This is a genomic window from Caulobacter sp. AVps16 (assembly GCF_058681455.1).
Map to the genome: position 1 here is coordinate 1,564,144 of NZ_CM178739.1, position 12,073 is coordinate 1,576,216.

The 12,073-nt window shown below is 66.8% G+C and carries 11 protein-coding genes; 4 read left to right on the forward strand and 7 right to left on the reverse strand.

What is annotated here, in order from left to right; genetic code table 11:
- Positions 1–72: 72 nt before the first annotated feature.
- Entirely contained in the window at positions 73–1,839 is a 1,767-nt protein-coding gene (locus ACW17U_RS07635; protein WP_492055439.1) for a DEAD/DEAH box helicase, read from the reverse strand.
- A 142-nt stretch (positions 1,840–1,981) separates the two neighbouring features.
- Here ACW17U_RS07635 and ACW17U_RS07640 point away from each other — a divergent pair, with 142 nt between their 5' ends.
- From ACW17U_RS07640 to mfd, 3 genes are read left to right on the forward strand one after another with little or no spacing between them, the layout of a single operon-like run.
- Entirely contained in the window at positions 1,982–2,701 is a 720-nt protein-coding gene (locus ACW17U_RS07640) for a class I SAM-dependent methyltransferase (RefSeq protein WP_492055440.1), read from the forward strand.
- A gap of 52 nt (positions 2,702–2,753) precedes the next feature.
- Positions 2,754–3,047: an FAD assembly factor SdhE gene (locus ACW17U_RS07645; protein ID WP_062146508.1), complete on the forward strand. Its 294-nt coding sequence runs from the start codon at positions 2,754–2,756 to the stop codon at positions 3,045–3,047.
- Between the two features lie 9 nt (positions 3,048–3,056).
- Complete coding sequence (mfd, locus tag ACW17U_RS07650; protein WP_492055441.1) at positions 3,057–6,521, forward strand: transcription-repair coupling factor; 3,465 nt, start codon at positions 3,057–3,059, stop codon at positions 6,519–6,521.
- A gap of 200 nt (positions 6,522–6,721) precedes the next feature.
- Here mfd and lexA read toward each other — a convergent pair whose 3' ends face one another.
- The 6 genes from lexA to ACW17U_RS07680 all read right to left on the reverse strand — a co-directional run bounded on the left by lexA (position 6,722) and on the right by ACW17U_RS07680 (position 11,722).
- Entirely contained in the window at positions 6,722–7,432 is a 711-nt protein-coding gene (gene lexA / locus ACW17U_RS07655) for a transcriptional repressor LexA (RefSeq protein ID WP_492055707.1), read from the reverse strand.
- Between the two features lie 307 nt (positions 7,433–7,739).
- Positions 7,740–8,567 carry a signal peptidase I gene (gene lepB, locus ACW17U_RS07660; protein WP_492055442.1) on the reverse strand — a complete coding sequence of 276 codons (828 nt, stop codon included), beginning with the start codon at positions 8,565–8,567 and terminating at the stop codon, positions 7,740–7,742.
- A 63-nt stretch (positions 8,568–8,630) separates the two neighbouring features.
- Positions 8,631–9,200: a lysophospholipid acyltransferase family protein gene (locus ACW17U_RS07665; RefSeq protein WP_062146503.1), complete on the reverse strand. Its 570-nt coding sequence runs from the start codon at positions 9,198–9,200 to the stop codon at positions 8,631–8,633.
- A gap of 104 nt (positions 9,201–9,304) precedes the next feature.
- The gene (gene trpC, locus ACW17U_RS07670) at positions 9,305–10,093 is read right to left on the reverse strand and encodes an indole-3-glycerol phosphate synthase TrpC (RefSeq protein ID WP_062146501.1); all 789 of its coding nucleotides are present in this window, start codon (positions 10,091–10,093) and stop codon (positions 9,305–9,307) included.
- Entirely contained in the window at positions 10,090–11,118 is a 1,029-nt protein-coding gene (trpD, locus tag ACW17U_RS07675) for an anthranilate phosphoribosyltransferase (RefSeq protein ID WP_492055443.1), read from the reverse strand. The genes trpC and trpD overlap by 4 nt, the downstream gene beginning before the upstream one ends.
- A gap of 7 nt (positions 11,119–11,125) precedes the next feature.
- Complete coding sequence (locus ACW17U_RS07680; RefSeq protein WP_492055444.1) at positions 11,126–11,722, reverse strand: anthranilate synthase component II; 597 nt, start codon at positions 11,720–11,722, stop codon at positions 11,126–11,128.
- 111 nt (positions 11,723–11,833) lie between these two features.
- Here ACW17U_RS07680 and ACW17U_RS07685 point away from each other — a divergent pair, with 111 nt between their 5' ends.
- Positions 11,834–12,040 (forward strand): hypothetical protein, encoded by a 207-nt coding sequence (locus ACW17U_RS07685; protein ID WP_492055445.1) that lies wholly within the window; start codon positions 11,834–11,836, stop codon positions 12,038–12,040.
- The last annotated feature ends 33 nt before the right edge of the window (positions 12,041–12,073 follow it).

The window sequence follows — 12,073 nt, forward strand, 5'->3', positions numbered from 1 at the left end:
CCTGCAGCACAAAAAAGGCGCCTGGCCAGAAGCCGGGCGCCTTTCTTTTTGGGCAGAAACCGCGACGCGGCTTCAGTCGTCGGTCGGAACCTTCGGCAGGCGCGGCGGGGCGCGCATCAGGAAGGCCGGGGTATCGGAGCCGAAGCCGACGACGCGGCGATCATCATCGTCCTCGCGGCCACGCACCGGCTGGACGCCGCGCACCGGTGAAGCCGGTCGGGCCTCCCGCTCGGGGCGCGGGCGATCATTGCGCTCACGCGGCGCGAAGGTCTCGGTTTCGACGGCAGCGGGAGCCTCAGTCCGTTCCGGGCGGGGCGCACGCTCCGGGCGACCGCGTCCACGGTCGCGACCGCGATCCCGAGCCGGACGGGCTTCGCTCTCGGCCTCGACAGGCTCTGCAACGGCTTCGACAGTCTCGGCCTGGACGACCCGTTCAGGGCGATCAGCGCGGGGACCGCGTTCGCGGGGCTTGCGCTCGCGCGGCGGCCTCGGTTCACGAGGTTCAACTGCAGCGGCTTCTGGCTGGCTGTCGACCGGGGTGGCGGCTTCAGGGGCGACGGCTTCGGCGTCGCGGTTGCGAGCCCCGCGGCCGCCACGGGCCGAGCGTTCACCCGGTTCGCGTTCGCCGCCGCGATCGCGGCTGGGCGGCGCGCCGCGGCCACCGCGCTTGCGGTCCCCGTCGCGATGGACAGTGACAGCCTGGGAATAGTCGAGCTCGAGCTTTTCTTCGTCCGGTGTCGAGCCGATCAGCTTGACCACCTTGTCGAAGCCCTTGTCGTCGGCCGGGGTGACCAGCATGTAGGTCACGCCCGAGCGTCCGGCCCGACCGGTGCGGCCGATGCGGTGCACATAGTCGTCGGCGTGGTGCGGCACATCATAGTTGAAGACGTGGCTGACCGCCGGAATGTCCAGCCCGCGGGCCGCAACGTCCGAAGCGACCAGGATCTTCAGCGAGCCGTCGCGGAAGGCCGCCAGGGTCTTCATGCGCTGGCTCTGGTCGAGGTCGCCGTGGATGGCAGCGGCGTCAAACCCGTGCGAGCGCAGGGACTTGGCGACGATGTCGACCTCGGTCTTGCGGTTGCAGAACACGATGCCAGTTTCGATCTGGGCCTTCTCGATCAAGGCGCGCAGCGCCAGGCGCTTGGCCTTCGGATCGGAGGAGGGCACCTTGACCAGCAGCTGGGTGATGTTTTCGTTGGTCGTCGCCGGACGAGCCGCCTCGATCCGCACGGGATCCTTGAGGAACTGCTTGGTCAGGCGGGTGATTTCCGGCGGCATGGTCGCCGAGAAGAACAGGGTCTGCTTCTTGGGCGGCGTCATCTTGAAGATGCGCTCGATGTCCGGGATGAAGCCCATGTCCAGCATGCGGTCGGCTTCGTCGACGACCAGGAACTGCACGCCGGTCATCAGCAGCTTGCCGCGTTCGAAATGGTCGAGCAGGCGGCCGGGGGTGGCGATCAGCACATCAACGCCGCGGTCGAGCTTCTTTTCCTGGTCGCCGAACGAGACGCCGCCGATCAGCAAGGCCCAGGAGAGCTTGGTGCCCTTGGCGTACTTCTCGAAGCTGGAGGCGACCTGGTCGGCCAGTTCGCGGGTCGGGGCAATGACCAGGGCGCGCGGCATGCGGGCCTTGGCGCGACCCGTCATCAGCTTGTCGATCAGGGGCAGGGTGAAGGCGGCGGTCTTGCCGGTGCCGGTCTGGGCGATGCCCAGAACGTCCTGACCGGCGAGGGCGACCGGGATCGCCTGGGCCTGGATGGGGGTAGCTGTCGTATAGCCGGTGTCTGCGACCGCCTGGAGGGTCGTGGGCGACAGCCCGAGTTCGGAAAATTCTGTCATGTCATTCTGGCTGAAATTCGAAGCCACCCGTATTTGGGCGAACGGGTGGCGCGGATTCGCCTGACCTGCTCCGAAGCTGGGGATAAATAGGCCGAACCCCGGCAAAGTCAATGATGGCAAGCAGTCGAGGCGAGAGACCAAGATGGACGACGGGGGATGGAAGAGCTCGGCCAAGGCCTGGATCGACGATATGGGCGAAACCGGTGATTTTGGCCGCCAGTATGTCCTCGATGGTCCAATGGTCGAGAGGCTGCGCCGGTTGACCAGGGGTGCGGCCCTGGATGTGGGCTGCGGAGAAGGGCGGTTCTGTCGCCTTCTGCGGGCCGAGGGGTTCGAGCCTGTCGGACTTGATCCGACCCCGGAGCTTCTGGTTGCGGCACGGACCCGCGATCCTGACGGTGTCTATGTCGAGGGTCGGGCCGAGACGCTCGACTTCGCCGACGGGCAGTTTGATCTCGTGGTCACCTATCTGACACTGATCGACATCGAGGGGGCACAGGCTGCGATCGCCGAGATGGCGCGGGTCCTTCGCCCGGGCGGGACCCTGCTGGTCGCCAATCTCAGTGGCTTCAGCACCGCCCGCGCCCATGATGGCTGGCAGCGCAATCTGCTGGGCCGGCTCGTCCATTTCGCCATGGATCACTATCTGGAGCGGCGGTCGACCTGGGAGCGCTGGCGCGGCATTTCCATTCGCAACTGGCATCGGCCGCTCAGCGATTACATGCAGTGGTTCCTGGCCCAGGGGCTGGTCCTGACCCATTTTGACGAGCCCGCAGCCACCGGTGGCCCACCGGCCAAGGCCGCGCGCTACAACCGCGTGCCCTGGTATGTGATCCTGGAGTGGCGCAAACCCGCCGCTTAAGGGGCTTGAGCGCTGGCGCCCGCCCGCTGGGCCCTCTATATCCGCCGGGCACATGACCATTGATCACGACTCCCGCCTCCGGCGGCTTCGGTTCCGCGCCTGGCATCGCGGGTTTCGGGAAGCGGACCTCATTCTGGGGCCGTTTGCGGACAACCACGCCCAGACCCTGACGCCAGAACAGCTGGATCGGCTCGAGGCGCTTCTGGAAAATCCGGATCGCGAGATCTATGCGTGGATCGTCGGCCAGGAGGCCACGCCCGAGGCGTTCGAGACCGACGTCCTGGCCATGATCCGCACCTTCCGTTTTGAGGCCCATGCGGTCCGCCCGATCGGCGACGGCGCTTAAGAGGGTCCCATGGCCTACGATGCCAAGCAGATCGCCAAGGCGGCCGGTGGGCTGACTCTCGCCGGCGCGCCCGAGGGCTTCGATGCCCTGGTCATGGCCGACATTGCCCGGGCTCGGGGTGGACTGACCGCCTTCGTCGCCCGCGATACCGCCCGTGCCAATGCCTTTGTCGACGCGCTGAAGTTCTTCGCGCCGGAGATCGACGCCGTTCTGTTCCCGTCCTGGGACTGCCTGCCCTATGACCGGGTCGGGCCCTCGGCCGGCGTGGCCGCCCAGCGGATGGCCACCCTGTCCCGCCTGGCCCGTGGCCTGGGCACCGCCAAGCCCGCCCTGCTGGTGATCGCGGCACCTGCCATGCTGCAGCGCGTGCCCGACAAGTCCGTTCTGATGCGCGCCAGCTATTCGGCCACGGTCGGCAACAGCGTCGATATCAAGGATCTGGAGCGCTATTTCGCCGTCAACGGCTATGTCCGCGCCTCCACGGTCTCGGAAAAGGGCGAGTTCGCAATCCGAGGCGGGGTCATCGACGTCTATCCCTCGAATGCCGAGGAACCCGTCCGGCTGGATCTGTTCGGCGACACGCTGGAGAGCATCCGTGCCTTCGATCCCGAGACCCAGCGCTCGACCAAGCAGCTGAAGGACATCGACCTGCTGCCGGTCAGCGAGGCCCTGCTGGACGCCGACGGCATCTCGCGGTTCCGGCGTGGCTATGTCGCCAAGTTCGGCGCGCCGGGCGATGATCCGCTCTACAATACGGTCAGTGAAGGCGGTCGCCGCGCCGGCCTCGAGCACTGGCTGCCGCTGTTCTACGAGCGGATGGCGACCCTCTTTGACTATCTGCCGGCCGGATCCCTGATCGGCGTCGACCATCAGGCCACCGAGGCGCGCGACGAGCGGCTGGCGATGATCGCCGACGCCTATGAGGCTCGCGCCAGCGCAGACCGCAAGTCGGCCTATCGTCCGCTTGAGCCCAGTGCGCTCTACCTGACCGCTGCAGAGTGGGAAGAGGCCCTCGACGATCGTCCGCACCGCCGGTTCACGCCGTTCCAGCCCCAGGGCCTGGATGTGATCGACATGAGCGCAAAGCTCGGCCGGGTGTTCGCCGCCGAGCGGGCCCAGGACAGCGTCAATCTGTTCGAGGCCACCGCGGCCCATGCCAGCGACCTGACCAGCAGTGGCAAGCGCGTGCTGTTCGCTTCCTGGTCGGAGGGCTCCTCAGAGCGCCTCGGGACCATGCTGGCCGACCACGGTCTCAAGAAGATCCCCTATGCGGCCTATTGGCAGGCGGCCAAGGCCAATGATCCCAAGGTCCCGCAGCGGGTTGTCCTGCCGCTCGACCACGGCTTCGAGACCGAGAACCTGGCGGTCATTTCCGAGACCGACATCCTCGGCGACCGCCTGGCCCGACCGCGCAAGAAGCGCCGCGCCGCCAATTTCCTGGCCGAGGCCAGCGCCCTGACGCCGGGCGATCTCGTTGTGCATATCGACCACGGCATCGGCCGCTATGAGGGCCTCAAGACCCTCGACGTCCAGGGCGCGCCGCACGACTGCCTGGACCTGCTCTACGGCGGCGAGGCCAAGCTCTATCTGCCGGTCGAGAACATCGACCTCCTGACCCGCTACGGCACCGACGGCGAGAACGTCCAGCTCGACAAGCTCGGCGGCGCGGCCTGGCAGGGCCGCAAGGCCAAGGCCAAGGAACGCCTGCGGGTCATGGCCGAGGGCCTGATCCAGATCGCTGCCGCCCGCCAGCTGAAGTCGGTGGAAGAGACCGATGCGCCGCAAGGTGTGTTCGACGAGTTCTGCGCCCGCTTCCCCTATGAGGAAACCGACGACCAGCTGTCGGCCATCGCCGATGTGCTGAGTGATCTGGGCTCGGGCAAGCCCATGGACCGCCTGATCTGTGGCGACGTCGGCTTCGGCAAGACCGAGGTCGCCCTGCGCGCCGCCTTTGTCGTCGCCATGAGCGGCAAGCAGGTGGCCATCGTCTGCCCGACCACCTTGCTGGCCCGCCAGCACTACAAGACCTTCAAGGACCGCTTCCAGGGCTGGCCGGTCAAGATCACCCGCCTGTCGCGTCTGGTCACCGGCAAGGAAGCCGCCGAGACCCGCGAAGGCCTGGCCAATGGCCAGATGGAGATCGTTGTCGGCACCCATGCGGTGCTCAGCAAGCAGGTCTCGTTCAAGGACCTGGGCCTGGTGATCGTCGACGAGGAGCAGCACTTCGGGGTCAAGCACAAGGAGAAGCTCAAGGAGCTTCGCGCCGATGTGCACATGCTGACCCTGACCGCTACCCCGATCCCGCGCACCTTGCAGATGGCGCTCAGCGGCATTCGCGAAATGTCGATCATCGCCACCCCGCCGGTCGATCGCCTGGCGGTGCGGACCTATATCAGCCCGTTCGATCCGGTGACCCTGCGCGAGGCCCTGCTGCGCGAGAAGTATCGCGGCGGCCAGGCCTATTACGTCGTGCCGCGCATCAAGGACCTGGAGGAGATCGAGAAGTTCCTCCGCACCCAGGTGCCGGAGGTGAAGTACATCGTCGGTCACGGACAGATGGCGGCCACCCAGCTGGAAGACGTGATGACGGCCTTCTATGAGGGCCAGTACGACGTGCTTCTCGCCACGACCATCGTGGAAAGCGGGCTGGACATCCCCTCGGCCAACACCCTGATCGTGCACCGTGCCGACATGTTCGGCCTGGCCCAGCTCTATCAGATCCGCGGCCGGGTCGGCCGGTCCAAGGCGCGGGCCTATGCCTATCTGACCACGCCGAACGAAAAGACCATCACCCTGTCGGCCGAGAAGCGCCTGCAGGTCCTGCAATCCCTCGACAGCCTGGGGGCCGGCTTCCAGCTGGCCAGCCACGATCTGGACCAGCGCGGCGGGGGCAACCTGCTCGGGGACGAGCAGAGCGGCCACATCAAGGAGATCGGGGTCGAGCTCTATCAGCAGATGCTGGAAGATGCCGTCGCCGAACTGCGCCAGCGCCAGGGTGCCGAAGCCCTGCTGGAGGATCGCGGCTGGTCACCCCAGATCAATACCGGCGCGGCCGTGATGATCCCGGACGAGTATGTGCCGGACCTCAATGTGCGCCTGTCGCTCTATCGCCGTCTGTCGGAAGCCGAGAAGTCGGCCGACCGCGAGGCCCTGGCGGCCGAGCTGATCGACCGCTTCGGCCCGTTGCCGCCCGAGACTGACAGCCTGCTCAAGGTTGTCGCCATCAAGGGCCTGTGCCGCGAAGCCAATGTCGCCAAGATCGATGTCGGGCCCAAGGGGGCTGTGGCCAGCTTCCGCAACGATACCTACGCCAACCCGCTGGGGTTGATGCAGTACGTCGCCAAGAACAGCCTGATCTGGAAGGTAAGGCCCGACCAGAAGGTGGTGATCAAGGGCGAATGGGACAGCCCGGCCCAGCGGCTGGATGCGGCGGAGAAGATCCTGGGGCACCTGGCGCGGATCGCGCGGGAGTAGGGCAGGGCGGCGACTTGCCCCCTACGGATCGCTTCGCGATCATCTTCCCCCGGAGGGGGAAGATCGGTAGCGCGGACCTCACCATCTTCCCCCTGCGGGGGAGGAGCGCCGAAGGCGCGGAGGGGGCCAGTGGTCCGGAAACCAAAAAAGGCCGCCCCGACATCGCCGGGACGGCCTCAAATCTCGCCAAGCCTGAAGACCTAGTGGTACCGGCGAATGAGCCCCACCAGTTTGCCCTGAACCTCGACCTGATCAGGTCCGAAGATGCGGGTCTCGTACTTGGGATTGGCCGCCTCCAGGGCGATTGAGCCGCCCTTCTTGCGCAGGCGCTTCAGCGTGGCTTCCTCGCCGACCAGGGCCACGACGATCTCCCCCGAGGTGGCCGTGTCGCCCTTCTTGATGATGACATAGTCGCCGTCGAGAATGCCGGCCTCGATCATCGAGTCGCCCTGCACCTCCAGAACATAGTGCTCCCCGCCGCCGAGCATGGATTCTGGCACTGGCAGTCGATCGCGTTCGTGCTGGATGGCGTCGATGGGCGTGCCAGCGGCGATCTTGCCCAGGATCGGCAATTCGCGGCTGTCATTGGCGGCAGCCGTCGTGGCCCCGGCGGGAGCTGCGGGAACGGAGCCGCCACCCTCCAGCACCTGGGGCTTGAAGGTGCCGCGCCCCTTGGGCGGGGCAGCCGTCGTGGCCTGCTGCGGAAGCTTGACCACTTCCAGCGCCCGGGCCCTGTGAGCCAGGCGGCGGATGAAGCCGCGCTCTTCCAGCGCGGTGATCAGGCGGTGGATGCCGGACTTCGAGGCGAGGTCCAGGGCCTCTTTCATCTCGTCGAAGGACGGTGAAACCCCGCTCTCCTTGATGCGTTCATGGATGAACATCAGCAGCTCGTGCTGCTTGCGCGTGAGCATCTCGACCTCGATGAAGACGCGGAACAAACCGCAAACCTTGCGAATGTTCTCTAGGCGTTCTTCCTTAATGTCAAGTTGACGACCTGGGTCGCGTCGAATGGCCCGTAAGGCGCATCATGGCCCGGGGCGGAATGGAATTTCCCTTTGTCGTCATGGGCTAGGGCCTGAAACATCATTCGCAGCCTGGAACCACGGGCTGGCAGGCTTCTCCCGGCGCGCCGCCAGAAACGGTGAGCCAAAGCGCTCCGAACACCGCAAGGATGCTTTGATTCCGACGCGGATCTCACCGGCCGAACCCTGATTCGACTCAGGCTGAGGGTGACCTGGCAGCCGCCGACAGGTTCTTGAAGGTCCGGCTCCAGCGCGGCCCCTTGGCCGGAGCCCAGGAAAACAGCACGCGCTCGGCCCGCCCCACCAGGTTCTCGGCCGGTACAAAGCCCATGCCCCTTTCGGGGGGCAGATGACCGTCCAGGGCGCTGTCCCAGGCGCAGCGTGCATATCCGCGCGGGGCCGGTCCGGGATCGAACCGGCTGTCGACCGAGTTGTCGCGATTATCGCCCATCATGAAGTAGCAGCCGGCCGGGACCTGATAGACGCCGGTATTGGCGGCCGGTGTCTGCGGTCCCTGGGTGTAGGTCAGATAGGCCCGCCCATTGGGCAGGCGCTCGGCCACTTCCTCGACGACCGTCGGCTGACCGTGATCGTCCTGGACGCGGAGGGCCTGGGCAAAGTGCTCGACAGGCGAACCATTGATCATCAGCACCCCGTTGCGGACCTGGATATGATCGCCGGGCAGGCCGACCAGCCGCTTGATGATGTCGGTGCGGCCGTCGCCAGGCCGCTTGAACACGACGATGTCGCCGCGCTCCGGCTGACGTTCAAACAGGCGTCCCTGTCCGATGGGCGGGCTGAAGGGCAGGGCGTGGCGGCTCCAGCCATAGGCGTATTTCGAGACCAGGATGCGGTCACCGATTTCCAGGGTCGGTTGCATCGATCCTGACGGGATCAAGAAAGGCTGGGCCAGGACGGTCCTGGGGATCATCAGGATCGCCAGGGCCACGGCGAAGAAGCGGGTCCAGTCGATGACCTCGGCCAAGAGTGGTGGCTTGGGGCTCGAATCGGCCTTGTCGTTCATCGCACGCTCCCGGAACTCAAGTGGGATAGGGGAAAGGCCGAGCTTGTCGAAATCGTGGCGCCCTCAGCCCTGAAAGGTGGTCGCCCGTTCCGGGTACTTGGGACTACAGGACTGGTAGATGGCCGCCAGCTTGACCATGTCCTTTTCGTAGTCGCCCGAGGCCATGATGGCTTCTCCCAGGCTCACGACCTTGCGGCGATAGTCCATCATGCCACAGACCATCGGCACGCCGGCCTTCAGGGCGATGTTGTAAAAGCCCGTCTTCCACTGGCGAGCCTTGCCGCGCGTGCCCTCCGGCGCGATGGTCAGCATGAATTCGTCGCGCCGCGAAAACTCCTCCGCCATGACTGAAACGGTATCGCGCGACTGCGAGCGGTCGATCGGCACGCCGCCGAGGTCGCGCATGATCCCCGCGAAGGGCCAGCGGAACAGGGACGCCTTGCCCATGAAGCTGAGATTGAGGTGCAGGGCGTCGGCTGCGCCGATGAAATAGACGAAGTCCCAGTTGCTCGTATGGGGGGCGGCGATGACCACGAACTTGCGTGACGCCGGGGCCTGGCCCTCTACGCTCCAGCCCTGAAGGCGGAAGTAGGTGGCCAAGGCCCATTTCACCAGTCGAGCTATTGGGCTCATCGGCGTCTCTTCTCCCTCGGCGCGTTCCTGTCGGGTGGGTGTCGCGGAACGTCTTGAGTCGTCAGGTTGGACGGTTGGGCGCAGGAACGCCAGATGTTCGGTGCTCAGCCGAGCAGGGTGCGCGTCGCTTCGGCCACATTGGCCTGCCGCATCAGGCTTTCGCCGACCAGCATGGCCGTGGCACCGGCGGCTTCCATGCGCACGACGTCTTCCGGGGTGAAGATGCCGCTTTCCGTGACCAGCAGGGCCTCGCGCGGGGCCCGGGCGGCCAGTCGCTCGGTGACGGCCAGATCGACCACGAAGCTTTTCAGGTCGCGATTATTGATCCCGACCAGGGTTGCACCCAGCCGGCCGGCCCGCTCCATCTCGGCCTCGTCGTGCACCTCGACCAGGGCATCCATGCCCAGGCGGGCGGCCTCGCTCATCAGATCGGCGGCCAGGGCGTCGTCGATCATCGCCAGGATCACCAGTATGGCGTCTGCGCCCAGGGCGCGGCTCTCGGTCACCTGCCAGGGGTCGACCAGGAAGTCCTTGCGGATACAGGGCAGGCTGGCGGCGGCACGGGCGTCGATCAGATAGGCATCCGCGCCCTGGAAGCTGGGGCCGTCGGTCAGGACAGAGAGGCAGGCCGCGCCGCCGGCCTCATAGGCACGGGCCAGGGCCGGCGGATCAAAATCAGCGCGGATCAGCCCCTTGGAGGGCGAGGCCTTCTTGATCTCGGCGATCAGGGCCAGCTTGCCCGGCGCATGGGCGTGGCCCAGAGCCGCCTTGAACCCGCGCGGCGACGAGGCATTGCGCGCAGCGTTGTCGAGGGCATTCAGCGTGCGGCGGCGCTTGCGATCCAGCACTTCGTCGCGCTTGTAGGCGGCGATTTTCGCCAGGATGTCGGTCATGCGTTGGCCAGTTCGGTATTGGTCGCTGCGACCAGTCCGGCAAGGGCCGCCTTGGCCGCGCCGTTATCAATGGCGGTTGCGGCCATCGCGATGCCTTCGGCCAGGGTCTCGACCTTGTCGGCGACCAGGAAGGCCGCAGCGGCATTCAGCAAGACGATGTCCCGATAGGCGCTCTTCTCGCCGTCGAGCAGGCGGGTCAGGGCAGCGGCATTATACTCGGGTTCGCCGCCGGTCAGGTCGGACAGGGCGGCGCGCGGCAGGCCGACCGCTTCCGGCGTGATCGTGAAGAAGCGCACGACGCCGTCGCGCCATTCGGCCACCTCGGTTTCGCCGGTGGTGGTCAGCTCGTCCATGCCCTGGCCGTGCACCGACCAAGCGCGCTCGGCCCCCAGGGCCCCGAGGGCCCGGGCGATGGGCTCGACGAAGCGGGGCGCCGAGACACCCATGACCTGGCGCCGGGCCCCGGCGGGGTTGGTCAGTGGACCCAGCAGGTTGAAGATTGTCCGGAAGCCCAATTGCTGGCGGATCGGGGCGACGTGCTTCATCGCGCCATGGTGGGCCTGGGCGAACAGGAAGCAGATCCCGGCCTCATCGAGCGCCTTGCGCTGTTGTGCGCGGCTGGCGTCGATATTGACCCCGAGGGCGGCCAGGACATCGGCCGTACCGGACTTTGAGGTCACGGCCCGGTTGCCGTGCTTGGCCACCTTCAGGCCGCCGCCTGCGGCCACAAAACCGACGGCGGTCGAGATGTTCAGGGTGTGCAGGCCGTCGCCGCCGGTCCCGCAGACGTCGATGACCTCATAAGGATGGTCCAGCCTGACGGCGGCGCGCCGCATGGCGCGGGCGCAGGCGGCGATCTCGCCCACCGTCTCGCCCCGCAGGCGCATGGCGGTGACCGCCGCGCCGATCTGGGCCGGTGTGGGCTCGCCGCGCAGGCAGGCGCTGAAGAAGATTTCCGCGTCATCTTCAGACAGGGTCTGACCGTCGGCCAGCTTGGCCAGCAGCGGCTTGAAGGCGTCGGACATGCTCGGCCTAGGCCCCGACCGCGAGGTCGCGCTTGACCCCGGCCAGGTCGAGGAAATTGGCCAGCATCTGGTGACCGCCCTCGGTCGCGATGGATTCGGGGTGGAACTGGACGCCGTGGACGGGGCGGGTGCGATGCTGCACGCCCATGATCTCGCCGTCAGCGGTCCAGGCGGTGACCTCCAGCTCGGCCGGCAGGTCTTCGCGGCGCACGGCCAGGCTGTGATAGCGGGTGGCGGTGAACGGGTTGGGCAGGCCCTTGAACAGGCCCTTGTCGGCGTGATGGATCGGGCTGGTCTTGCCGTGCATGACGTCCTTGGCGCGGATCACTTCGCCGCCATAGGCCTGACCGATGGCCTGGTGGCCCAGGCAGACGCCCAGGATCGGCATGTCCTCGGGAGCGCCCCGCAGCAGGGGCAGGCAGATCCCGGCCTGGTCGGGGGCCTTGGGGCCCGGCGATAGCAGGATCGCCGCCGGGCGCAGGGCCAGGGCCTGCTGCACGGTCAGGTCGTCGTTGCGATGGACCAGCGTCTCGGCCCCAAGCTCGTTCAGATAGTGGACGAGGTTGTAGGTGAAGCTGTCGTAGTTATCGATGACCAGGATCATGGGCTAGCTTCTAGAACGGCTGGGCCGGGAGCGGGAGGGGGTTTGCGGCATTTGGGCGCGAGAAAGCCTTAAGCCCGTTACAGATCCGGTCGGGTCGGGCAAGCTGCCGCCATGGTCTCGTCTGATTCCGCCCTCGATCCGGTCGCCATCGCCTATGCCCGCGCCCTGCTGCGGCCGCGGGAGCGTCGCCAGAGGATGGGGCCCGTCCTGGCAGCGGCGGCCTTTGCAGCGTTTTGCGCGCTGAGCTTCGCCACGGTGATGGTGCTGGCCCCGCCGGCCGTGACGCAGCACCTGCCGGCTGACCGCCTGGGGTACTGATACTGGGCGCGTGACAGGCGCCGAAACCGGAAT